This is a genomic window from Bradyrhizobium sp., from assembly GCF_049586575.1.
Lineage (GTDB): Bacteria > Pseudomonadota > Alphaproteobacteria > Rhizobiales > Xanthobacteraceae > Bradyrhizobium.
Genome location: NZ_JBAVCF010000167.1, coordinates 1 through 21,981, shown reverse-complemented (window position 1 = coordinate 21,981; position 21,981 = coordinate 1). Strand labels below are relative to the sequence as shown.

The 21,981-nt window shown below is 62.3% G+C and carries 21 protein-coding genes; 8 read left to right on the top strand and 13 right to left on the bottom strand.

What is annotated here, in order from left to right; all coding sequences use genetic code 11:
• Positions 1 to 114: 114 nt before the first annotated feature.
• Genes WB528_RS06315 through tsaA form a run of 4 tightly spaced genes read left to right on the top strand, consistent with a single transcriptional unit; the run spans position 115 to position 2,716 of the window.
• Complete coding sequence (locus tag WB528_RS06315; protein WP_423887566.1) at positions 115 to 852, top strand: AzlC family ABC transporter permease; 738 nt, start codon at positions 115 to 117, stop codon at positions 850 to 852.
• Positions 849 to 1,193 carry an AzlD domain-containing protein gene (locus WB528_RS06310; protein WP_423887565.1) on the top strand — a complete coding sequence of 115 codons (345 nt, stop codon included), beginning with the start codon at positions 849 to 851 and terminating at the stop codon, positions 1,191 to 1,193. The genes WB528_RS06315 and WB528_RS06310 overlap by 4 nt, the downstream gene beginning before the upstream one ends.
• A gap of 53 nt (positions 1,194 to 1,246) precedes the next feature.
• Positions 1,247 to 2,227 (top strand): Bug family tripartite tricarboxylate transporter substrate binding protein, encoded by a 981-nt coding sequence (locus WB528_RS06305; protein WP_423887564.1) that lies wholly within the window; start codon positions 1,247 to 1,249, stop codon positions 2,225 to 2,227.
• Positions 2,228 to 2,230: 3 nt separating this feature from the next.
• Positions 2,231 to 2,716: a tRNA (N6-threonylcarbamoyladenosine(37)-N6)-methyltransferase TrmO gene (gene tsaA, locus WB528_RS06300; RefSeq protein WP_423887563.1), complete on the top strand. Its 486-nt coding sequence runs from the start codon at positions 2,231 to 2,233 to the stop codon at positions 2,714 to 2,716.
• Positions 2,717 to 2,861: 145 nt separating this feature from the next.
• Here tsaA and WB528_RS06295 read toward each other — a convergent pair whose 3' ends face one another.
• From WB528_RS06295 to WB528_RS06280, 4 genes are all read right to left on the bottom strand, one after another.
• Complete coding sequence (locus tag WB528_RS06295) at positions 2,862 to 3,284, bottom strand: HIT family protein (RefSeq protein WP_423887562.1); 423 nt, start codon at positions 3,282 to 3,284, stop codon at positions 2,862 to 2,864.
• A 14-nt stretch (positions 3,285 to 3,298) separates the two neighbouring features.
• Entirely contained in the window at positions 3,299 to 4,522 is a 1,224-nt protein-coding gene (locus tag WB528_RS06290) for a GNAT family N-acetyltransferase (RefSeq protein ID WP_423887561.1), read from the bottom strand.
• Positions 4,523 to 4,586: 64 nt separating this feature from the next.
• Positions 4,587 to 5,333 (bottom strand): glycerophosphodiester phosphodiesterase, encoded by a 747-nt coding sequence (locus tag WB528_RS06285; RefSeq protein ID WP_423887560.1) that lies wholly within the window; start codon positions 5,331 to 5,333, stop codon positions 4,587 to 4,589.
• 179 nt (positions 5,334 to 5,512) lie between these two features.
• Positions 5,513 to 5,980 (bottom strand): RidA family protein, encoded by a 468-nt coding sequence (locus tag WB528_RS06280; RefSeq protein WP_423887559.1) that lies wholly within the window; start codon positions 5,978 to 5,980, stop codon positions 5,513 to 5,515.
• Between the two features lie 373 nt (positions 5,981 to 6,353).
• Between WB528_RS06280 and WB528_RS06275 the strand changes: the two genes are divergently transcribed.
• Positions 6,354 to 7,229 carry a cell envelope integrity EipB family protein gene (locus WB528_RS06275; protein WP_423887558.1) on the top strand — a complete coding sequence of 292 codons (876 nt, stop codon included), beginning with the start codon at positions 6,354 to 6,356 and terminating at the stop codon, positions 7,227 to 7,229.
• Positions 7,230 to 7,238: 9 nt separating this feature from the next.
• Here WB528_RS06275 and WB528_RS06270 read toward each other — a convergent pair whose 3' ends face one another.
• Both WB528_RS06270 and WB528_RS06265 read right to left on the bottom strand, forming a co-directional pair.
• Complete coding sequence (locus WB528_RS06270; RefSeq protein ID WP_423887557.1) at positions 7,239 to 8,537, bottom strand: DNA polymerase IV; 1,299 nt, start codon at positions 8,535 to 8,537, stop codon at positions 7,239 to 7,241.
• The gene (locus WB528_RS06265; RefSeq protein WP_423887556.1) at positions 8,534 to 8,833 is read right to left on the bottom strand and encodes a DUF3572 domain-containing protein; all 300 of its coding nucleotides are present in this window, start codon (positions 8,831 to 8,833) and stop codon (positions 8,534 to 8,536) included. Before WB528_RS06265 ends, WB528_RS06270 begins: the two co-directional genes overlap by 4 nt.
• Before the next feature lie 224 nt (positions 8,834 to 9,057).
• On the opposite strand from WB528_RS06265, the gene WB528_RS06260 reads away from it, so the two are divergent.
• A complete protein-coding gene (locus WB528_RS06260) occupies positions 9,058 to 9,423 on the top strand; it encodes a response regulator (RefSeq protein ID WP_215606327.1) in 366 nt (121 codons plus the stop codon).
• Between the two features lie 9 nt (positions 9,424 to 9,432).
• Positions 9,433 to 10,806 (top strand): PleD family two-component system response regulator, encoded by a 1,374-nt coding sequence (locus tag WB528_RS06255; RefSeq protein WP_423887555.1) that lies wholly within the window; start codon positions 9,433 to 9,435, stop codon positions 10,804 to 10,806.
• Between the two features lie 82 nt (positions 10,807 to 10,888).
• Here WB528_RS06255 and rpmG read toward each other — a convergent pair whose 3' ends face one another.
• From rpmG to dprA, 7 genes are all read right to left on the bottom strand, one after another.
• Positions 10,889 to 11,056, bottom strand: coding sequence for a 50S ribosomal protein L33 (gene rpmG / locus WB528_RS06250; RefSeq protein ID WP_159011529.1), 168 nt, complete (start codon positions 11,054 to 11,056; stop codon positions 10,889 to 10,891).
• 182 nt (positions 11,057 to 11,238) lie between these two features.
• Positions 11,239 to 12,564: an LLM class flavin-dependent oxidoreductase gene (locus WB528_RS06245; protein WP_423887554.1), complete on the bottom strand. Its 1,326-nt coding sequence runs from the start codon at positions 12,562 to 12,564 to the stop codon at positions 11,239 to 11,241.
• Between the two features lie 120 nt (positions 12,565 to 12,684).
• Complete coding sequence (locus WB528_RS06240; RefSeq protein WP_423887553.1) at positions 12,685 to 13,419, bottom strand: NUDIX hydrolase; 735 nt, start codon at positions 13,417 to 13,419, stop codon at positions 12,685 to 12,687.
• Between the two features lie 42 nt (positions 13,420 to 13,461).
• Positions 13,462 to 13,890 (bottom strand): DUF983 domain-containing protein, encoded by a 429-nt coding sequence (locus WB528_RS06235; RefSeq protein WP_423887552.1) that lies wholly within the window; start codon positions 13,888 to 13,890, stop codon positions 13,462 to 13,464.
• Positions 13,878 to 16,214, bottom strand: coding sequence for a ribonuclease R (gene rnr / locus WB528_RS06230; protein WP_423887551.1), 2,337 nt, complete (start codon positions 16,212 to 16,214; stop codon positions 13,878 to 13,880). The genes WB528_RS06235 and rnr overlap by 13 nt, the downstream gene beginning before the upstream one ends.
• 14 nt (positions 16,215 to 16,228) lie before the next feature.
• A complete protein-coding gene (gene topA, locus WB528_RS06225) occupies positions 16,229 to 18,982 on the bottom strand; it encodes a type I DNA topoisomerase (RefSeq protein WP_423887550.1) in 2,754 nt (917 codons plus the stop codon).
• A 260-nt stretch (positions 18,983 to 19,242) separates the two neighbouring features.
• A complete protein-coding gene (gene dprA / locus WB528_RS06220; RefSeq protein WP_423887549.1) occupies positions 19,243 to 20,355 on the bottom strand; it encodes a DNA-processing protein DprA in 1,113 nt (370 codons plus the stop codon).
• Positions 20,356 to 20,522: 167 nt separating this feature from the next.
• On the opposite strand from dprA, the gene WB528_RS06215 reads away from it, so the two are divergent.
• Entirely contained in the window at positions 20,523 to 21,755 is a 1,233-nt protein-coding gene (locus WB528_RS06215; protein ID WP_423887548.1) for an amidase, read from the top strand.
• Positions 21,756 to 21,981 lie beyond the last annotated feature (226 nt).

Sequence of the window (21,981 nt, the reverse complement as noted above, 5' to 3'; positions counted from 1 at the left end):
CTCGCCGGGCCGTTCGGTACACTTTGCATGCCGGCCGTGAGCCTCGCCTCGCTTGACCTGCACACAAATCGAAAGCGTTATGCCCACATCGATTCAACGCTACGGCATTCTCGCATGTTGTTTCCACCGCTCGACTCACCCCAGTGGCATCGGCCCCTGCGCGCCTTCGCGATTGGGATGGCTGCGGTTCGATTGACCATTCTCTCCGCCGTACTGTTCGTCACGTATATCGGCATCGGCGCGTTGGCCCACGACACGAACTTCTCGTTGGCCTGGGCCTTGTTGGCCACGATCCTGGTCTGGGCGGGGCCGGCGCAGATCATTCTGATCTCTACGCTTGCCTCGGGCGCATCCCCCGTGCAGTCGGCGATCGCGGTGACCGTGAGCGCGGTCCGGCTGTTTCCGATGGTGGTGGCGGTGTTGCCGATGATGCGCACCCCGCAGACCAAGCGACGACAGCTTGTGCTGGTCGCACATTTCACCGCGGTGACGCTCTGGGTCGAATGCTACCGATTCCTGCCGCATGTGCCGCGCGACCGTCGCATTGCCTTTGTCCATGGGCTCGGCAGTGGGCTGGCCTTGATCGGTGTGGTTGCTACCGCGATCGGCTATGAGCTGGCGGCTAACCTCACACAAACGTTCGGCTCGGCGATCCTGCTGCTCACGCCATTGGCGTTTCTGTTTTCCACAGCGCGCAACTCGAGAGAGCTTGCGGACGTGCTGGCGCTGGGGCTGGGGCTTGCGTTCTATCCGTTGGCCTCGCTGCTCGACAGCGGCCTTGATATCCTGATCAGCGGGGTTGCGGCCGGCACCATCGCCTTTGCTGTCCATAAATGGCGGGAGAGGCCATGAGCGATTTCCTGGGCGATTGGCATGCGCTTCTGTTGTTGCTGTTGGCGGGCGTGATCCCGAACCAGATCTGGCGCATGCTTGGCCTGTGGCTCGGCGCCGGGCTGGACGAGGGCTCCGACCTCCTGATGTGGGTCAAGGCGGTGGCCACCGCGATCCTCGCCGGCGTCATCGCGGAGATTCTCGTGCATCCGCCGGGAGCGCTGGCGAGCGTTCCGGGCTTCTTGCGCTACGGCGCGCTGGTCGCGGGCTTCATCGTATTTATGCTGACGCGCCGTTCCATCTTCGCGGGCGTCGTATCGGGCGAGATCTTCATGCTGGCCGGCAAATGGTGGCTTGGCTGATCGCCGCATTGCTGGTTTGATTTGGGCCATGACGCCAGCGGAGGAAACGACCAATGGGCAGGCATCTCACGTCGGCCTGGATCAGTGTCTGCGCGGTTGCCCTTTTCGCTGTGACGGCGGCCGATGCCGCCGAGTTTCCGGTGCGGCCCATTCGCCTTGTGGTTCCCTATTCCGCCGGTGGCCCGACCGACGTGGTCGGGCGGGTAGTTGCAGATTATCTCGCGAAGGATCTCAAGCAGGCGGCGATCGTCGAAAACAAGCCCGGGGCCCAGGGCGCTATCGGCGCCGAAGCGGTCGCGCGCAGCGATGCCGACGGGTACACACTGCTGGTCGTGTCCGGCTCGATGTTTGTGCTCAATCCGATGCTCTACAGGAAGCTCGCCTATGTTCCCGATCGGGATTTCCGGACGCTGGCGATCGTCACGGAGGACCCCCTCGTGATGGAGGTTAACCCGTCCGTGCCAGCGAAGTCCGTTGCCGAGTTTGTGGCTTACGCCAAACAGAATCCGGGAAAACTCAGCTTCAGCTCGGCCGGAACGGGAGGCGTGATTCATCTCGCCGGCGAGATGTTCAAGCAGATGGCGGGCATCGAGATGACGCACGTGCCCTACAAGGGTGCGGGGCCTGCGATGGTCGATCTTCTCGCCGGCAACGTCCAGGTGATGTTCGACTCCTTCGGCACGGCGTTGCCTCCGGTGACTGCCGGGTCGTTGCGGGCCCTTGGCGTGAGTTCGATGCAAAGACGCTCCGAACTTCCTGACGTGCCGACCATTGCCGAGAGCGGTTTCCCCGATTACCTCGTGAGCGTCTGGTTCTCCATTGCCATGCCGGCAAAGGTGCCCGAGAATGTCGCGGCCATTCTGAAAGCAAGCCTCGACCGCGCACTGGACGACGAGACGTTCCGTGCGTCGCTTCAGAAAATCGGTTATTCGGTAAAGCGGCCGCAAAGCGCGGCCGAGATCGCCAGGTTCATCGAAGCCGATCGTGCGCGATGGTCAGCGGTGGTCAAGACGCGGAACATTTCATTGGATTGAACGATGACGGTAGAGAGCCAATTGCGCGAGGGCGAAGTCGCTGTTGACATGCCAACGGCCAGCGACGCCGGTCTGGTCTTCGTCGGTCGCATCCGTACGCCCTGGAAATCGCGCGAGGAGACGCCGCGGCAGGGCAACTATAACGGTCCGATCTGCCGGCTCGAGATTTTCGAGCCGTGGGTTCCGGCGCTCAAGGGCGTTGACTTCTACGCGCATCTGGAGGTGATCTACTGGCTGCACCGGTCGCCGCGAAATCTGGTGCTGCAAAGCCCGAAGAAAAATGGACTGACGCGCGGCACGTTTTCGTTGCGCTCGCCGGTGCGGCCCAACCCGATTGCTACCTCGATCGTAAAATTTGTCGGTATCGAAGGATCGGCCGTGCTGGTGCGTGGTCTCGATTGCCTCGACGAAACCCCACTGATCGATCTCAAGCCAGATCGCTGCGAGTTCTCTCCGCTGGCGGCGCAGCGGGGTGGGGAGGAGGGATGATTGCCTGCCCTGCCTGCCACCTTCGTCATTGCGAGGAGTAAAGCGACGAAGCAATCGAGCCTTCATCGCGTCCATGGATTGCTTAGCGGAGCCTGTCATCGAGCGCGCATTCGCGCGACCCGTTGGCTCGCAATGACGGACGAAGTTATTTCAGCGCCGCGATCAGCTTCGCGGCATTTGCCTCCAGCACCTTGCCGTCTTCCTTGCGGCTGGCGGGCGGCAGCAGCGCCACGCCCTCGTGGCGCGGCATCACATGCACGTGCAGGTGATATACCACCTGTCCGCTGGCTGCTTCCGAGAATTGCTGCACCGTCACGCCCTGGGCATTGAAAGCCGTCATCGCGGCGCGTGCGATTTTCTGCGAAACGCGCGCGACATGGGCGAAATCGTCTGGCGTAATATCCAGGATGTTGCGGGCGGGCGCCTTCGGGATCACCAGCGTATGGCCCTGACATCGCGGCATGATGTCGAGAAAGGCCAGCGTGTGGTCGTCTTCATGCACCTTGTAGCAAGGGAATTCGCCCCGCAGGATTTTGGCGAAGGGATTTTGCGGATCGTAAGCGGGCATATCAGGCTCCGGTGCTAGTCGTTATCCGGAACGCCGTTGTCTTTACGAAACGGTCCGGCCTCGGTCAGTTCGCGTCCCATCTCGGCTACATAGGCGCGCTCGCGCTTGAGATAGTCCTTGATGGCGTGACGCAGGCTTGGGTCGGCGATGAAATGCGCCGAATAGGTAGTTTGCGGCAAATAACCGCGGGCGATTTTGTGCTCGCCTTGCGCGCCGGCTTCAACCGTTTTCAAGCCCCGCGCAATAGCGTGGTCGATGGCCTGATAGTAGCACACCTCGAAATGCAGGAACGGGTGATGCTCGATTGCGCCCCAGTTGCGCCCGAACAGCGTATCTGAACCGATGAAATTGATCGCGCCGGCGATCCAGCGGTTGTCACGCCGTGCCATGACCAGGAGCACGTCGTTGGCCATGGTCTGGCCGATCAGCGAGAAGAAGCTGCGCGTCAGGTAGGGGCGGCCCCACTTGCGCGAACCGGTCTCCATGTAGAAAGCAAAGAACGCATCCCAGGCTTCTTCGGTGATGTCGCTGCCGTTCAGCGCGTGGATGGTGATGCCGTTGGCGACGGCCTCGCGCCGCTCGCGCTTGATGGCCTTGCGGTGGCGGGAATTCAGCGTGGCAAGAAAGTCGTCGAAGTTGCGATAGTCCTGGTTGCGCCAGTGAAACTGTTGATCGGTTCGCTGCAGGAAGCCGTGGCTCCCCAGAAATCTCCATTCAGCCTCGGATGCAAACGTGACATGCACGGAGGAAGCCTCTGTCGCCTGGCAAAGCCCGACGAGACCCCTTGCGAGCGCGCTTCGGATTTCGTCCTGATCCACGTCATTGCGGACGAGAAGGCGAGGGCCGGTGGCGGGAGTAAAGGGAACTGACGCCTGGAGCTTCGGATAATAGCTTCCGCCTGCGCGCTCATAAGCGTCGGCCCAGCCGCGGTCGAACACGTATTCGCCTTGCGAATGCGATTTCAAATAGCAGGGCACGATACCAGCGATCACGCCATCGCGACGGGCGATCAGATGCCTCGGACCCCACCCCGTGCGGGGGACGGCCGATCCGGACGCTTCGGCGGCCGAGAAAAAGGCATGTGAAACAAATGGGTTATAGGGGTTTTTGGAACCGTCGGGAGAGCCGCCAAGGCTGCGCGGGGTCGCTGCTTCCGGATTGGCGCAAGCATTCCATTCCTCGGCTGCAATCTGGCCGACGGAAGAAACTGCTTCGAGGGTAATTTCGGATGAATCCATCGATGGTTCAGGCTGGTCCTTGCTTAAGATCGTGCAGAGGGCGGCCGACTTCAAGGTCCGCGTGTCAGGGACGGAACCCTTCAAAGATCATTTGATCGGCATAGCGACCGGCGCGCGTCCGCTGTTCGGCCGTGCGCACCGTCCAGGTCAGGAGCGGCAGGCCTAAAAAATGCCGCGCGATCCAGGGAGCGGGCGCCGGCAGATCGTTGACCCAATAGGCGACAAAATCTGGCCGGGTGCGCAGAACATGTTTCAGGTGCCGCATGCCGTCGCGTTGGATTGGTGTCGCCTCCGGCCAATCGGCTTCCGTGTAGTAGCGTTGCGCGACGATGCCGCGAGGGCGCCCCGGTATCATTTCCCGAAGCGCAACCACCTGATCCGGATCGAAGGACATTCCGGCCACTGGTCCGGAATAGGAGGCGAGCACTTCCGCCATGCGTTTCACCAGCCGGCGATCGCCGTCGAAATGGCTCTTGACCTCGACGATGATGGGAACGCGACCCCTGACCAGGATGCAGAGGTCTGCCAACGACATCATCGGCTCCGACGTGTCCTTGAAACGGACTTCCTTCAGTGCCGTCGCGGTCAGGCCGAGCAGGGCGCCCGAGCCTTCGGTGAGACGCCCAAGCTGATCGTCGTGATGCACCATCGCTTCGCCATCGGCGGTGAGCTGGATGTCGCATTCGATGGCGAAATTGCCGTCGATGGCGGCGAGCGCCGCGCCCGGCATGTTTTCGATGATGCCGCGCGCGCGATCATGCAGGCCGCGATGGGCCACCGGTCGCGCCGTCAGCCAGTCGGGGGCGCGCATCCTTGGGGGCTCCTGCTAGCGGAGTGGATTAGACATTCGCTTTGTACCAGACCGCGCGTTCATCAAGCGAGTGTCCAATCCGAAACTCCACCAGAAAGCTATATTTGCTAGCGGTCCTTTGATTCCAACATTTGCGAAATTGCCTGCCTCATCGGGATGCATATCTTAGAATCGGAGCACTAGGCGACCTCGAACACCCCTTCGACCTCGACAGCAGCGTCCGAAGGCAGCGACGCCACCCCGACCGTGGTGCGGGCATGCCGGCCCCTGTCGCCGAAAGCCGCGACCATCAGGTCGGAAGCTCCGTTGAGCACCTTCGGCCCATCCAGGAAGTCAGGCGCGGAATTGACGAAACCACCGAGGCGAACCACGCGCGCGACCTTGTCGAGGTCGCCGAGCGCGGCCTTGACCTGTGCCAGAAGGTTGATGGCGCAGCCACGCGCGGCCGCATTGCCTTGTTCGACGGTCACGCCCGCGCCGAGCTTGCCTTTGGCGATCAGTTTGCCATCCGCCCCGAGACAGACCTGGCCGGAAACAAACAGCAAATTTCCGCTACGCACGAAGGGCACGTAATTCGCCACTGGATTCGGTGGTTCATGCAGGGTGATGCCCTGTGATGCCAGCTTTTGTTCGACCGTGCCCGCCATGTTCGTCCCCGCTTGATGCTGCCGGCAGCCGGATGGCTGGTGTGGCGACACTGACGTTCCTTTCAGTTTCGCGGCGATCTCTTTAATGGAACGTCAGAGTCAATGCCACACTAGAATCATATGGTTGCTGGTGTCCCTTTGGGCTCTGACATTCGTAACCGAACCCGCCGCAGCATGATACGAATGTCAGAGCCGGGAGACTAGCCCGCTTTATTTCGCGCATCGGATCGCCACTTGCAAGCGAGGGGAGGCGGGCGCGGCAATGGCGGAAAATCAGGGCAGATCGGCCATGAATTGCGTTTTCCGCCTTTTGGCCGTAGTTGCGGCGCAGTGAGTCGGTGAATATTCTGACGAAAACGTCCAAGGATGAACCATGGCCCCCGCGTTCCAGATTTTGCCCCGCAGCGTCAAATCGTTGGCGCTGACTTTGGCGGCGTCCGCGCTGGCTGCGGGATTGTCCACGGCCGCCCAAGCCACGGCTAATGGTCCGTTTCTCTCCCATCAGGCGCTTTATGAACTCAGTCTGTTGAAGTCGCGCGGATCCAATTCGATCAACAGCGCACGAGGCCGCATCCTCTATAGCTTCACCGGCAGTGCCTGCGAGGGGTACACCACCGAATTCCGCCAGGCGTCCGAGATGGATAACGGCGAGGACAAAGTCACGCTGTCGGACCTGCGTTCGACGTCCTGGGAGGATGCCTCCGGCAAGACCTATCGGTTCAAGATCGATTCGCGGATGAACGATGTCGAAGTCGGCCCGGTCGATGGGGTTGCAGAACGGGTCGGCGATCACATCACCGTCAAACTGAAACAGCCGCAGACCAAGACCTTCAACCTCGACGGTTCGATCGTATTTCCGACCGAGCAGATCGAGCACATCATCGCCGCGGCCAAGGACGGCAAGACCATCCTGGAACAGACCGTCTATGATGGTTCGGACAATGGTGAAAAGGTCTTCAGCACGATGGCGGTGATCGGACAGCCGATCCGGGGCGATCAGGCGGTTAAGTCGCCCGATCCCTCGACCGAAGACAATGCCATGAAGTCGATGACGCGCTGGCCGGTGACGGTGAGTTATTACGATCACGATGCCAAGCCGCAGGAGGGCGAACAGACGCCGCTCTACGCGATGTCGTTCGAGCTGTTCGAAAATGGCGTCTCCCGGGCGCTGGTGCTCGACTACAACGATTTCGTTATTTCGGGCTCGCTCGGAAAATTCTTTGTCAAGGAATCCAAGCCGTGCAAGTGACGGTCTGGGCTACTCTTCCGTCTTCTCCGGCCCCTCGTAGGCAATACCCCTGATCACGGCGGCCTCGCCGAATTTCTTGCGCAGGCCGTCGATGGCGCGCTCGGCATCCGCGGAGCGGCGATCGAGCATGTCGGTGTCGTGGGCATGGGCGCCGGAGCGAAGCGCGCTGACGCCCGTGCCCATCAGCCGAAAGGCGGTGCCGTCGATTTCCTTCGCCAGCATTTCGCGAGAGATCGCGAAAATCTTGGCCGCGAGCTGGGTCGGGGCGTGGATCGATTGCGAGCGGGTCCGCTGCCGGAAATCGGCCGTCTTCAATTTCAGCGTGATGGTCGATCCGGCGAGTTCGCCGCTTTTGAGCCGCGCGGAGACCTTCTCGGACAGTCGCCACAGCATCTTTTCGAGCGTCGTGAAATCCCGGATGTCGTTCTCGAACGTGGTCTCGCTGGAGATCGTCTTGGCGCCGCGATCGGCTACTACGCGGCGATCGTCGATGCCGCGGGCCAGCCGCCATAGCCGCTGTCCTTCGCCGCCGAACTGCTTCATCAATTCGGTTTCGTCGGCGCGTTGCAGGTCGGCGATGAGGCGATAGCCGCGCTGGATCAGGCGCTCCTGAGTGGCCGGTCCCACGCCAAAGATAAAGTTGACCGGCTTGTCCGCCAGCATCGTGTGCGCTTCTTCCTGATCGAGCGCGGCAAAGCCGCGTGGCTTGTCGAGATCGGAGGCGATCTTGGCAAGGAACTTGTTGCAGGAGAGCCCCACCGAAACGGTGACGCCGACGTCGCGTTCGATCGTTTGCGCAAAGCGCGCCAGCACCTTGGCGGGAATCATGCCGTGAACGCGCTGCGTTCCGCTGAGATCGAGAAACGCTTCGTCGATCGACAACGGCTCGACCAGCGGCGTCAGGGCCTGCATCGCGCGGCGTACCTCGCGGCTAACCCGAACGTATTTGGCCATGTCGGGCCGGACCACGACGGCGGAAGGGCACAGCGCTAGGGCCTTGAACATCGGCATCGCCGAGCGGACACCGAAGGTGCGCGAGATGTAGCAGGCGGCCGACACCACGCCGCGCTTGCCGCCGCCGATGATCACGGGCTTGTCGGCGAGCTCCGGATTGTCGCGCTTCTCGACGGTAGCATAGAAAGCGTCGCAATCGATGTGGGCAAAGGTCAGCGAAGCAAGCGCGCGGTGACGCACCAGTCGCGGCGAACCGCACACGGCGCATCGCTTGGAAGTGACGTCCAGGTCGTGGAGGCAGTCCCGGCAGAAGCAGGCCGGTCCATCGTCAACGGCTGACGAAGGAGATTTCACGGCACATCGCGCTCCAAACCAGGATCGTTCAACGCCTGGTGCGCGGCGGCAATGTTGGTCGGATGAAGCTTGGAGACCTCAGCAAACGCCTTCACGGTTGCGTCATCGCTCATGACGAAATCGAGCACATGCGCCAGGAATCGGGGATCGGCGGCGGCGCCGCGCAGGGTGTCCGGCCCGATTCCGCTTTCAGCCAGGAACGCGCCCAGCCGCTCAGGATCTCCAGCGACAAAAGAAAGCGCCTGAACCGCAACGATTTCAGCGACTTCCCTAGGGTTCCGTGTGGGTTTTCTCAAGGGGCCTATTTGCCTTTCCGTAACTTATGGTCTCTATTTTCTGAACGATCATGCCCGAGTCTGCCGAATGTGTTCAAGCAACCGGCAACCACGTGTTGGAAGTGGCGCTTCGGCTTAACCGGTTAGAGCGAATCTGGCGCTAGTTTGATTTCACTTTTTAACAGGCCGAGCGGTGTTGGGGGCTTTGCCCTCATGGTCTGCGTCGCCGGGAGTGGAGGGGCGGGATGGCAAAGACCGTCCTGATCGTGGAGGACAACGAGCTCAATATGAAGCTCTTTCGCGATCTGCTGGAAGCGCATGGCTATCAGACTTCCGGCACCAGCAACGGTTTCGAGGCGCTCGATCTCGTGCGCAAACTTCGTCCCGATCTGATCCTGATGGACATTCAACTTCCGCAGGTTTCGGGTCTCGAAGTCACGCGGTGGATCAAGGACGATCCGGAACTGCGTTCCATCCCGGTCGTCGCGGTCACCGCGTTCGCGATGAAGGGCGACGAAGAGCGTATTCGCGAAGGCGGGTGCGAAGCGTATCTTTCCAAGCCGATCTCGGTCGGCAAGTTTATCGAGACCGTCCGACGGTTTATCGGATAGGAGAGTGAGATGTCCGCGCGTATTCTTGTAGTCGACGACGTTCCCGCAAACGTCAAACTGTTGGAAGCACGATTGTCCGCCGAATATTTCGATGTGCTCACCGCATCGAACGGCGCGGAGGCACTGGCGGTTTGCGCGCGCGCCGAATGCGACATCATCCTGCTCGACGTCATGATGCCGGACATGGATGGCTTCGAGGTCTGTCGCCGGCTGAAGTCGAATCCCATCACCCATTTCATTCCGGTCGTCATGGTGACGGCGCTGGATAGCCCGGCCGACCGCGTGCGCGGCCTGGAGGCCGGCGCCGATGATTTCCTGACCAAACCGGTCTCCGACGTGGTCCTGATCGCGCGGGTGCGCTCGCTCACCCGGCTCAAGATGATGACCGACGAACTGCGGATGCGCGCCATTACCTCGCTCGAAATCGGCGTGCAGGCGCCGGAGCGCAGCGCGGTGTCCGACACCGGCAAGGGCGGCCGCATCCTTCTGGTCGACGATCGCCCGTCGTCCTATGAGCGGTTGGCGCCGGTGTTGAGCACCGAACACACGGTCGACGTCGAATCAAATCCGACTGAGGCGCTGTTTCATGCGGCCGAAGGCGATTACGACCTTCTGATCGTGTCGCTCGGCCTCGATAATTTCGACGGCTTGCGGCTTTGCAGCCAGGCGCGCTCGCTGGAGCGGACCCGCCACGTGCCAATCCTCGCGATCGCGGAGGCCGACAGCAATACGCGACTGCTCAGAGGGCTTGAGATCGGGGTCAACGACTATCTGTTGCGCCCGGTCGACAAGAACGAACTACTGGCGCGCGCCCGCACCCAGATCCGCAAACGCCGCTATACGGATCATCTGCGCGACAACGTGCAGAACTCGATCGAGGCCGCGATAACCGATGCGTTGACCGGCCTGCACAATCGCCGATACATGGAAAGCCATCTGGCGACGCTGGCTGAGCAGGCCTCGAGCCGCGGCAAGCCGCTGGCAGTGATGATGCTCGACATCGATTTCTTCAAATCGATCAACGACAATTACGGCCACGACGCCGGTGACGACGTGCTGCGTGAATTCGCGGTGCGCGTGCGCAAATCCATCCGCGGTATCGACCTCGCCTGCCGCTATGGCGGCGAAGAGTTCGTGATCGTGATGCCGGAAACCGATTTGCATGTTGCCGGTATGGTGGCTGAGCGCCTGCGCCGCTCGATCGCCGGCGAGCCCTTCGCCGTCAACAAGGGCGAAAAGCGCATCGAGGTCACAATCTCGATTGGGCTCTCGACCCTGGAGCGAAAGGGAGAGTCGGTCGCCGACGTGCTCAAACGCGCCGACAATGCGCTTTATCGCGCCAAGCACGACGGTCGCAACCGTGTGGTGGCTGACGCCGCGTAGAACAGCGCTCGCTGAAAGTCTGAATCAGAAAATAAAGAACGGGCCCGCAAGGGCCCGTCGTCGTCTGTCGCTTGCGCGAAACTTACTTGATCTTGGATTCCTTGAACTCGACGTGCTTGCGCGCGACCGGATCGTACTTCTTCTTCACGAGCTTGTCGGTCATGGTGCGCGAGTTCTTCTTGGCGACGTAGTAGAAACCGGTGTCAGCCGAAGAAACGAGCTTGACCTTGATGGTGACCGCCTTGGCCATGTTCGGGACCTCAATTAGGGGATTTCGAAAAGCCGGCCAATCGGCCCGCATTTGCGGCGCAACCTAGCTTCAAACCACCCAAAGTCAAGGTTTTACGGCGAAAACCTGCCGAAATCCGGTCGAATCCTGCTTTTCGCGCGCATTCCAGTCGCAAAACCGGACTCCACTTTTGCGAATGCGCGCTACCTCTCAAAGAAGCGGTTTTTCGGCCGCGGCAGGCCGAGATTTTCACGCAGGGTCCGTCCCTCATATTCCCACCGGAAAATCCCGCGCCTCTGGAGTTCCGGGACCACCTTGTCCACGAAGTCATCAAGGCCAGCCGGCAGGAACGGGAACATGATGTTGAAGCCATCGCAGCCGAAACTCGTCAGCCACTCTTCCATCTGGTCCGCAATGAGTTGGGGCGTGCCGACAAACGACAGCCCACCATAACCGCCGACGCGCTGGGCGAGCTGTCGCACGGTAAGCTTGTCGCGCGCGGCGACATCGACGATCCGCTGACGCCCGCTCTTGCTCGCATTGGTTTCCGGGATCGGCGGCAACTGGCCGTCGGGATCGAAACCGGACGCATCGGTCCCGAGGATCACCGAGAGCGAGGCGATCGCGCTGTCGTAATGCACCTTGCTGTCGAGCAGAGCACGCTTTTCCTTGGCTTCGTCGAGGCTGTCGCCGACCACGACAAAGGCGCCGGGCAGGATTTTCAGGTGCGCGGGGTTGCGGCCGATCTTTTCCATTCGGCCCTTGATATCGGCGTAGAGCTTTTGCCCGTCACTGAGGCTGCCGCCGCCGGTGAAGACGGCCTCCGCCGTTTCGGCCGCCAACTGCCTGCCGTCGTCGGATGCGCCGGCCTGGACGATGACCGGCCAGCCCTGCACCGGGCGACCGATATTGAGCGGGCCGCGCACTGAGAAGTATTTTCCCTTGTGGCTGAGCACATGCATTTTTGCCGGATCAAAATAGAGCCCGCGTTCGACATCCCTGACAAAGGCATCGTCGGCGAAGGAATCCCACAGGCCCGTGACCACATCGTAGAATTCACGCGCGCGCTTGTAGCGCTCGGCGTGTTCCATGTGCTCTTCGAGCCCGAAATTCAGCGCGGCGTCCGGATTCGATGTCGTTACGATGTTCCAGCCCGCGCGGCCGCCGCTCAAATGATCGAGCGAGGCAAAGCGGCGGGCAATGTGGTAGGGCTCGTCGAAGGTCGTCGAGCCCGTTGCGATCAGCCCGATATGTTCGGTGACGGCGGATAAAGCCGACAGCAGCGTGAACGGCTCGAAAGAGGTGACGGTGTGGCTGCGCTTGAGCGCATTGACCGGCATGTTGAGCACGGCCAGATGATCGGCCATGAAGAAGGCGTCGAATTTGCCGGCCTCTAGCTTCCGGATCAGTTGCTTGATGTGGGCAAAATTGAAATTGGCATCAGGCCAGGCCCCAGGGTAGCGCCACGCGCCGGTGTGGATAGAGACCGGCCGCATGAACGCGCCGAGCTTGAGTTGCCGTTGTGCCATTGTCCCATGTCCGTATCTGGTGCTTCCCCTTAAAAATAGGGATGCCGGGGCGCAAAGACATGACGCTTGGCCAAGAAAATTTTTGCGTTTTACGGGCGCATTGGAAAATAACCCAACCGGCTACGGCTGCAAAACGTCCCGACGCATCTTGCCGCCATAGAAATGGTAAAACGGCACGTCGGCGTCGTGGCGGAGCGCGCCGGTCGCCAGACGCCTGTCGAGTTCGTTCAGCACATTTCGAGTCATCGCGTGCAGATCGGCGAGCGGCTTTGATCCGAGCTCGACCCAGACCAGTTCGACCAGCTCGGCATCGGCGTGGATGACGCCGTCGACGCGATGCGCGATGGCCGAGGCGTCGGCCGTGAAAAAGCGGGTGTCGAAACGCCTGACACGGCCCGGCGGGGTGATCGCACGCGCAATCAGGAAAAGGCCGGAAGGGTCGGGCAACAGGCCGGCATCGGCGAATGGCTTCCACGCGCCCGATAACGCCGGCGCCTTGCCATGGCTCGCGCGCCCCAGGCAAAGGCCGGTCTCCTCGCAGGCTTCGCGGATAGCGGCGACAGCCAGTGAGCGGGCGCGGCCTGCGGTGATCCTGGGACTGCCCAGCAAGAGGTTGGCTTCCAGTGCCTTCGGAATAGGGGCTGCCACCGGCACCCGGCCGTCGGCGGTATCGACACGACCGCCGGGGAAGACGAATTTACCGGGCATGAACACCACCTTGTCGTGGCGTCTGCCCACCAGCACTTTCGGCGTCGCGCCCGAGCGATCGACCAATATCAGGGTGGCGGCATCGACGGGGCGGCGATAGGGGTGGTGATCGGCTTCTTTCTCGGTGGTATTTCCGGTCTCGCTCATCGCGTCCCAAGGCCCCGTTTCTTCCTGGTCAGGGGAAGCGGTCTATGGCTCCGGGTTATTTTCGTCAAATCCATGCATCCGCAACGCCCACTGCACGCCGACCACCGCACCCTTGACCGGTTGCAGCAACAGGAGTGAAGCGGCGAAGGTCAGCGGCAGATAGATCGCCAGTTGAAGCGCGACCGGTGGCGAATAATTGGTTTCGATCATTAGCGCCAATGGCACTACGATATGGCCGACGATGACGATGACGAGATAGGCCGGGAGGTCGTCAGCGCGGTGCGGGGTAAAATCCAGTCCGCAAACCGAGCAGGCGTTATCGACCTTCAGAAAGGCACGAAACAGCTTGCCTTCGCCGCAGCGGGGGCAACGGCCACGGAAGCCGCGTTTCAAGGCGGTCCAGACGTCGCGCTTTTCAGTCGCTCCGGTTTCCCGGGTCCAGACGATAGGGCGCGTGCTCACGTTTTCCATGACTTGCCTTTCTTTGACTTGCCGGATCGCGCCTTGCCAGGCTTGCGATCCTTCTTGCGCGGGCTGCGTCCCGGCTGGGATTTGGCCTTCGTTTTGAAGGCGCCTCGTGCAGGCTCGCGCCTGCGTCCGCGCGGCGGGACCCGACCTTCCGATAGCAATTCGAACCGCAGTGCGCCGGCGACTGGTGCAGCTTCTACCAGACGAACGTCGACGACGTCACCAAGCCTGTGCATGGCACCACTGCGTGAGCCGACCAACGCATGGCGCGTCTCGTCGTAGTTGAAGTATTCGGTGCCGAGGGTGCGGATCGGGATCAACCCGTCAGCGCCGGTATCGGCCAGTTTCACGAACAGGCCTGCGCGCGTCACGCCGGAGATACGTCCCTGGAACGTGGCGCCGATACGGTCGGCGAGAAAATGCGCGATCAGCCGATCGGCGGTCTCGCGCTCGGCCTTCATGGCGCGGCGCTCGGTGACGGAGATTTGGGCGGCGACTTCGCTAAGGGCTTCCGAGGTTTCGGTCTCGGGCAGCGCGCCTTCGCCCAGACCCAGCGCCCGGATCAAGGCGCGATGCACGACCAGATCGGCATAGCGGCGGATCGGCGAGGTGAAGTGGGCGTACCGACGCAGATTGAGGCCGAAATGGCCGTAATTCTCCGAGGAATATTCGGCCTGGGCCTGCGAGCGCAGCACCACTTCGTTCACCAGTTGCTCGGCATCGTGGCCTTTCACCTGCGTCAGCACACGGTTGAACACGGTCGGCCGCAAGGCGCCGGCTTTCGCAAAGGGCATGTCGAGGGTTTTCAAAAACTCCTGCAACGCGTGGACTTTTTCCAGCGTCGGCTCGTCGTGCACGCGGTAGATCAGCGGGAGCAATTTCTTCTCCAGCATTTCGGCCGCGGCGACGTTGGCCAAAATCATGAACTCTTCGATCAATTTGTGCGCATCGAGGCGCTCCGGCACGACGACGCGATCGACGGTACCATCAGCCTTCAAGAGAATCTTGCGCTCGGGAATATCAAGGTCGAGCGGGTCGCGCTCGTCGCGGGCACGCTTGACGCATGCATAAGCCGCATAAAGCGGTTTGAGGATTGGATTAAGCAGCGGCCCCGTGGTGTCGTCAGGATGGCCGTCGATGGCGGCTTGCGCCTGCGCGTAACTCAATTTGGCGGCCGAGCGCATCAGGATCCGATGGAACGTATGCGAGCGCTTGCGGCCGTCCGGGCCGATCACCATCCGCACCGCGAGCGCGCCGCGCGGCTCGCCCGGCACCAGCGAACACAGATCGTTGGAGATGCGCTCGGGCAACATCGGCACCACGCGGTCCGGGAAGTAGACGGAATTGCCGCGCATGAGCGCATCGCGGTCGAGCGCCGAGCCGGGCCGCACATAGAACGCGACGTCGGCGATCGCGACATTGGCGATGAAGCCGCCTTTGTTGTTCGGATCGGAATCTTCTTCGGCGTGAACCGCGTCGTCGTGGTCCTTCGCATCCGGCGGGTCGATGGTGACGAGCGGGACGTCGCGCCAGTCCTCGCGACCCTTCAGCGTCGCAGGCTGGGCCTCTTCGGCCTCGCGCAACGCATCTCTTGAGAAGACCTGCGGAATGTCGTGGGCGTGGATCGCAATCAGGCTGATGGCCTTTTCGGTCGAGAGCGAGCCGAGCCGCTCCTTGACCTTGCCCGACGCAAGGCCGAAACCCCGCGAGCGCACCAGATCGACGCTGACGAGATCGCCGTCCTCGGCATCATGCGTGTCGGTCTTGGCGATGTTCAGTTCACGGCCGGCGCTCTTCTTGTCGACCGGGATCAGACGTCCGCCGCCGTCGGGATTCTTGCGAAAGATGCCGAGGACCCGCGTTCTGGCGTGATCGATGACCTTGATGATCCGTCCGCGGTAGGCGATGCCGTCACGGGCGCGCTCGTCGAGTTTCTCGACCCGCAACAACGCGCGGTCGCCGACGCCGGCCGCGGTGCCGGGTTGTGGCCGACGCGGGATATGGATGCGGATTTTCGGCGGTTCGCTGCTTTCCACCTCGTCCCATTCGGCCGGGGTAGCCAGTAACTCGCCGTCGCTGTCGCGGGCGGTGATATCGGCCAGAAGCGTGGCGGGCAGGGTTTTTGGCTCGCTGACCTCTTTGCCGCGCTTCTTGATAATGCCTTCGTCGGCCAACTCGCGCAGCAATTGCTTGAGCACGGCGCGGTCGGCGTTTTTGAGACCGAACTCGCGCGCAATCTCGCGAGTGCCGATCTTGCCTGGATTCGCGCGAATGAAAGCGACGATTGTCTCTGTCGGCGGAAAGCCGCTGTCGCGTTGCCGTGCCACTCTATCCGTTTGCCTTATCCACTTGCTTTGCCGGCGCTCTTCTTGGCAGCGGGTTTGGCAGCCTTGGACGCCGAGGTTTTGGCGGTCACCGGCGCGCGTGCCTTCGAAGTCGCTTCCGATTTCGGCTTGGCGGCCGATTTCTTCACGACAGCCTTCTTGGCGGGCTTGGTGGCTGCGGCGTCCGCCCCAGCCTTAGCTTCAGCCTTGGCCGGCTTGGCGGCTTTGGCCTTCCTGGCGCCGCCGCGCTTCGAACCGCCGCCCTTGGCGGCACGCTCGTCGAGAAGGATGATCGCTTCGGGCAATGTAATGGTGTCCGGCGTCTTGTCGCTCGGAATGGTCGCGTTGATGCCGCCTGCGGTGACGTAGGCGCCGTAACGGCCATTCTTGACAGCCACCGCGCCAAGCGAGGGATGATCGCCCAGCGGCTTGCCTGGATCGGCGCCGAAGCGGCGGCCGCTTGGGCCCTTGGCGACCTTTTCCGCGATCAGCGTGACCGCGCGATTGAGACCGATGTCAAAGACCTCGTCGCCCGACTCAAGGCTGGCATAGGTCTTCTCGTGACGCACGAAGGGACCGAAGCGGCCAAGTCCGGCCGTGATCGGCTGACCGGTTTCGGGATGTATTCCGATCTCGCGCGGCAGCGACAACAGCTTCAGCGCAAGTTCAAGCTCGACGTCGGCAGGCGAGATGTTTTTCGGAATGCCGGCACGCTTTGGCTTTTCGCCCTCGGCATAATCCTTCTGTTCGCCGAGTTGGATGTAGGGACCGAACCGTCCGGCCTTCACGACGACATCGCGATCGGTCTCGGGATCCTTGCCGAGAATGCGGTCTGCGCTGGCTTCGCTGTCAGCGGCGAGCGGCCGGGTGTAGCGGCATTCCGGATAATTCGTGCAGCCGACAAAGGCGCCGAACTTTCCGGCCTTGAGGTTGAGCTTGCCGGTGCCGCAGGTCGGGCACTGCCTGACATCGCCGCCATCGGTGCGGGCGGGGTAGATATGCGGACCCAGCATGTCGTCGAGGGCGTCCAGCACCTCGGAGACGCGCAGATCCTTGATGTCGTTGACCGCGCCGATGAAGCCGCGCCAGAAATCCTTCAGCACATCTTGCCAGGAGATCTCGTTATTGGAGACGCGATCGAGCTGTTCTTCGAGTCCGGCCGTGAAATCATATTCGACATAGCGAGCGAAGAAGTTTTCCAGGAACGCGACCACGACGCGGCCCTTGTCTTCGCCATGCAATCGCTTTTTCTCGAGCCGGACATAACCGCGGTCTTTCAGCACCTGAAGGATCGAGGCATAGGTCGAGGGACGGCCGATCCCGAGTTCTTCCATGCGCTTGACGAGCGAAGCTTCCGAAAAGCGCGGCGGCGGCTCGGTGAAATGCTGGGTGACGGCCAGCTCGTTTTTCTTCAGCGCCTCGCCCTGGCTCATGGCGGGGAGGCGGCGGCTGTCCTCATCGTCACCGTCGTCGTCGCGGCCTTCCTGATAAAGCGCGAGGAAGCCGTCGAATTTGATGACCTGGCCGGTAGCGCGAAGCTCGAGCTGGCGCGAACCGGCCTTGGCCGTGATATCGACGGTGGTGCGTTCGAGTTCTGCCGATTCCATCTGGCTTGCGATGGTGCGGGTCCAGATCAGTTCATAGAGCTTGGCCTGTTCCGGATCGAGCCTTCGGCGCATGTCGGCTGGCCGCCGCGACAGGTCGGTCGGGCGGATCGCTTCGTGGGCCTCCTGCGCGTTCTTGGCCTTGGCCTGGTACTGACGCGGCGCCTCCGGCACATAGGCGTTGCCGTAATCCTCGCCAATTACCTTGCGCGCCTGCGTGATCGCGGAGCCGTCAATCTGCACGCCGTCGGTTCGCATATAGGTAATGAGACCCGTGGTCTCGCCGCCGATATCGATGCCTTCATAGAGCCGCTGTGCGATCCGCATCGTGTGCGCGGGCGCAAAGCCGAGCTTGCGGCTCGCTTCCTGTTGCAGCGTCGAGGTGGTGAACGGGGCCTGCGGATTGCGCCGCGCCGGCTTGGCCTCGACTGACGTGACGACAAAGCTGGCGGTTTCGAGCGCCTTCTTGAAATCTTCGGCTTCCTTGCCGGTGCCGATATCGAGGCGCTGGATCTTCTTGCCGTCAGCGCCGACAAGACGCGCCTCGAAAGTGTCGCCGCGCGCGGTTGCGAGCGTTGCAACCAGCGACCAGTATTCGCGGGCGACGAATTTCTCGATTTCGAGTTCGCGGTCGCAGACGAGCCGCAACGCCACCGATTGCACCCGCCCGGCAGAGCGCGCGCCCGGCAGTTTGCGCCAGAGCACCGGGGAGAGCGTGAAGCCGACCAGATAGTCGAGAGCGCGGCGCGCCATATAGGCATCGACCAGCGCGCCATCGATCTGGCGTGGATGCTTCATCGCTTCCAGGATCGCCTGCTTGGTGATGGCGTTGAACACCACGCGCTCGATCGACTGATCTTTCAGCGCGCGCTTTTCCTTCAGCACTTCGAGCACGTGCCAGGAGATCGCTTCGCCCTCGCGATCGGGGTCGGTGGCGAGAATGAGCTTGTCGGCGCCCTTGAGCGCCTTGGCGATGTCGTTCAGCCGGCCAGCCGCCTTGGGGTCGACCTCCCAGATCATCTGGAAGTTGGCGTCCGGATCGACCGATCCGTTCTTGGCGGGGAGGTCCCGGACATGGCCGAAAGACGCCAGCACCTCATAAGAGGAGCCCAGATATTTGTTGATCGTCTTCGCCTTGGCTGGCGACTCCACAATGACGATATTCATGTCATTCCAATGGCTTAGGGAAAAAATAAAGGCCGGTTCCGCGGGACTCGCGTCGGCCGTTTCGAAGCGAACATGGGTGGTGAGGGCGTCGCTGTCAAATAGACAGGAGTTGAAGGTGCCATTTTCGGCATCCCGAAAACGTCCTGTAAGTTGTAAAATACCAACTTCAAATTGTATTTTCGGAGGGCAAAGCGGCCACCCTTATTGGTCTCCGGACGACGCGGTCCGTTCATGACCTCGGCCGCTTTGCCGTCGGCTGGCTAGATCAGCGACACCAATCCGCCGCCATGCCGCTCCAGACGACCCGCCAACTCAAGCTCGAGCAACACGGTGCGAACCACGGCGGGCGAGGCACCCGACATGCGGATGAGATCGTCGAGCAGGATCGGCGCCGGTCCCAACAGATTGACGATCCCGGCGCGATCGGTGGCCGCGGGGTCAGGCGCGAGCGGCTCGTCGTCCTCCTCGCGGAGCGCTATCGGCCGGCCCATGATCGGCTCGACTGCCTGGATCACGTCGGATGCTTCGGTAATCAGGGTTGCGCCCTGTTTGATCAGGCCGTTGGTTCCGGCGGCGCGGGGATCGAGCGGCGAACCCGGCACCGCAAAAACTTCGCGGCCCTGCTCGTTGGCAAGCCGAGCGGTGATCAGCGAGCCCGAACGCAAGGCGGCCTCGACCACGATCACGCCAAGCGAGGCGCCCGAGACCAGCCGGTTGCGGCGCGGAAAATCGTGGGCACGTGCGACGTACCCGAGCGGCATTTCGGAGATCGCGCCGCCATGGCTGAGGATCGCGTGCAGCAAATCCGTATGTTCGGGCGGATAGATCTTGTCGTGACCGCCGGCGAGCACGGCCACCGTGCCGCCCTCGATGGAAGCGCGATGCGCAGCCTGGTCGATACCGCGCGCGAGGCCGGAGGCGATCACAAAGCCGGCGTCGCTGAGATCGCGCGCCAGCACGGCTGCAAACTTCAGCCCGGCGCCGGAAGCATTACGCGAACCGACGATCGCAATCATCGGCCGCATCAAGACGTCGACCGTGCCGCGCACGCCGAGCAAAGGCGGGGCGTCATCAAGTTCCGAAAGCCGCGGCGGATAGCCGGCTTCGCCTGTTGCGATCAGGCGGACGCCGAGCTTGGCGCAGGCTTCCAGCTCAGTGCGCGCATCCGGTTCGCTGTATATACGCTGCGGCTTTGAGGCGCCGCCGCGACGCGCAAGATCGGGCAGGCGCTCCAATGCAGCCCGCGCGCTGCCGAAGTGACGGATCAGCGAGCGAAAAGTCCGGGGTCCGACATTGTCGGAGCGGATCAGCCGTAGCCAGTCGATGCGCTCGGCATCGGTGAGTTCAGTTGTGTGGGGTGCCCGTGTGTCCATTCTGCCCAGAATGGATCAACCTGAGCACGTGGGGAAGGGGGATGGGATGGCCCTCGCAACCCAGCCATCGTCAGGCCGCCCCTTGTCCCGGCCATCCGCGTCTTGCTACGTCTGAAACAGAAAACGTGGCTGCCCGGCCTGACGCGGGTATGACAAGGGAAACGCCAATGATCTCGCTAGCCGACCAACTGCGCCGCATCGAACAGGGCGCTCTGACCCCCGAAGGCGCATTGGCGGAATCGCTCGCCGCGATCGATGCCCAGGAGGGGACGATCAAGGCCTTTGTCGTCAGAGCGAAAAATCCGAAGGCGCAATCCAAAGGCCCGCTGCGCGGCATTGCGGTCGGGATCAAGGACATCATCGACACCGCGGACATGCCGACCGAAATGGGCGCCGCGATCTATCGTGGCAACCAGCCGCGCGCCGACGCGCCGGTCGTGATGGCGCTCAAGCGTGCCGGCGCTACCATCGTCGGCAAGACGACGACCACGGCATTCGCCGCGAACGATCCGACACCGACGCTCAATCCGCGCAACCACGGCCATACGCCCGGAGGCTCGTCGTCGGGTTCAGCCGCAGCGGTCGGCGCCGGTATGATTCCGCTCGCGGTCGGCACCCAAACCGGCGGCTCGGTGATCCGCCCGGCGTCGTTCTGCGGAGTGGCCGCGATCAAGCCGTCCTACCGGCTGTTGCCACCGGTCGGCGTCAAATGCTTTTCCTGGACGCTCGATACGGTCGGTCTGTTTGCGGCCGGTGTCGAGGATGTTGCCATTGCACTGGCGGCGATCACCGGGCGCAGCGAATTGAACGCGCCGGAGATGAAATCGCCGCGCGTCGGCGTGGTGACGCAGGATTTTGCCGGTCCCACTGAAACCGGCGGCGCGGAAGCCCTGCAGCATGCAGCCCGCGCCGCGGCGAAGGCGGGTGCTTCGGTCCGCGAATTGAAAATGCCCGACATCGTCGCGGAAGCCTGGCGCATTCACAACGTGGTGCAGCAGTTCGAGGCGCATCAGGCGTTCGCCTGGGAGTATGGCGAGAATTACGATGCCGTGCCGCCGCTGTTGCGCAAGCGGCTCGATGACAGCCGCCACTACACGGCGGCCGATTATGAGGCGGCGCGTGTCGTTGCGGCGAAGGCCCGCGCGGCGTTGAGTGAGATATTGAAAGATGTCGATGTGTTGCTCGCGCTGTCGGCGCCGGGCGTGCCGCCAAAGGGATTGGATTCGACCGGCGATCCCCGCTTCAACCAGCTATGGACGCTCTTGGGCACGCCTTGCGTCAATGTGCCGGCTTACGTTGCCGATGGCGGCTTGCCGGTCGGCGTGCAGGCGATCACCGACTATGGTGCTGACGTCAAGGCGATCGCGGCGGCCCGCTTCATCGAGCGGGCGTTGAGGTGACGTGTTTCACCTCTCCCATGGGGTCTCATGGGGAGAGGTCGGATCGCATAGCGATCCGGGTGAGGGGCGCGCTCTTACGATAGACCGTAACCCCCTCACCCCAACCCTCTCCCAACGGGCGAGGGAGCACACCTTCGTCGCGGAAATAGTTCGTTACTTCTGCCCGATCTTGCCTTCGGTGCCCGCGAGCAACCGGGTGATATTGGCGCGGTGCATGGTGAACAAC

What these genes read in the sequence shown, in the direction of transcription:
- WB528_RS06275 (WP_423887558.1), top strand. Translation starts at nt 6,354, where the DNA reads ATGGCCCCCGCGTTCCAGATTTTGCCCCGCAGCGTCAAATCGTTGGCG.
- WB528_RS06215 (WP_423887548.1), top strand. Translation starts at nt 20,523, where the DNA reads ATGATCTCGCTAGCCGACCAACTGCGCCGCATCGAACAGGGCGCTCTG.
- dprA (WP_423887549.1), bottom strand. Translation starts at nt 20,355, where the DNA reads ATGGACACACGGGCACCCCACACAACTGAACTCACCGATGCCGAGCGC.
- WB528_RS06260 (WP_215606327.1), top strand. Translation starts at nt 9,058, where the DNA reads ATGGCAAAGACCGTCCTGATCGTGGAGGACAACGAGCTCAATATGAAG.
- WB528_RS06285 (WP_423887560.1), bottom strand. Translation starts at nt 5,333, where the DNA reads ATGCGCGCCCCCGACTGGCTGACGGCGCGACCGGTGGCCCATCGCGGC.
- WB528_RS06235 (WP_423887552.1), bottom strand. Translation starts at nt 13,890, where the DNA reads ATGGAAAACGTGAGCACGCGCCCTATCGTCTGGACCCGGGAAACCGGA.
- WB528_RS06255 (WP_423887555.1), top strand. Translation starts at nt 9,433, where the DNA reads ATGTCCGCGCGTATTCTTGTAGTCGACGACGTTCCCGCAAACGTCAAA.
- WB528_RS06240 (WP_423887553.1), bottom strand. Translation starts at nt 13,419, where the DNA reads ATGAGCGAGACCGGAAATACCACCGAGAAAGAAGCCGATCACCACCCC.
- WB528_RS06290 (WP_423887561.1), bottom strand. Translation starts at nt 4,522, where the DNA reads ATGGATTCATCCGAAATTACCCTCGAAGCAGTTTCTTCCGTCGGCCAG.
- tsaA (WP_423887563.1), top strand. Translation starts at nt 2,231, where the DNA reads ATGACGGTAGAGAGCCAATTGCGCGAGGGCGAAGTCGCTGTTGACATG.
- WB528_RS06305 (WP_423887564.1), top strand. Translation starts at nt 1,247, where the DNA reads ATGGGCAGGCATCTCACGTCGGCCTGGATCAGTGTCTGCGCGGTTGCC.
- WB528_RS06315 (WP_423887566.1), top strand. Translation starts at nt 115, where the DNA reads ATGTTGTTTCCACCGCTCGACTCACCCCAGTGGCATCGGCCCCTGCGC.
- WB528_RS06310 (WP_423887565.1), top strand. Translation starts at nt 849, where the DNA reads ATGAGCGATTTCCTGGGCGATTGGCATGCGCTTCTGTTGTTGCTGTTG.
- WB528_RS06295 (WP_423887562.1), bottom strand. Translation starts at nt 3,284, where the DNA reads ATGCCCGCTTACGATCCGCAAAATCCCTTCGCCAAAATCCTGCGGGGC.
- WB528_RS06245 (WP_423887554.1), bottom strand. Translation starts at nt 12,564, where the DNA reads ATGGCACAACGGCAACTCAAGCTCGGCGCGTTCATGCGGCCGGTCTCT.
- topA (WP_423887550.1), bottom strand. Translation starts at nt 18,982, where the DNA reads ATGAATATCGTCATTGTGGAGTCGCCAGCCAAGGCGAAGACGATCAAC.
- rpmG (WP_159011529.1), bottom strand. Translation starts at nt 11,056, where the DNA reads ATGGCCAAGGCGGTCACCATCAAGGTCAAGCTCGTTTCTTCGGCTGAC.
- WB528_RS06280 (WP_423887559.1), bottom strand. Translation starts at nt 5,980, where the DNA reads ATGGCGGGCACGGTCGAACAAAAGCTGGCATCACAGGGCATCACCCTG.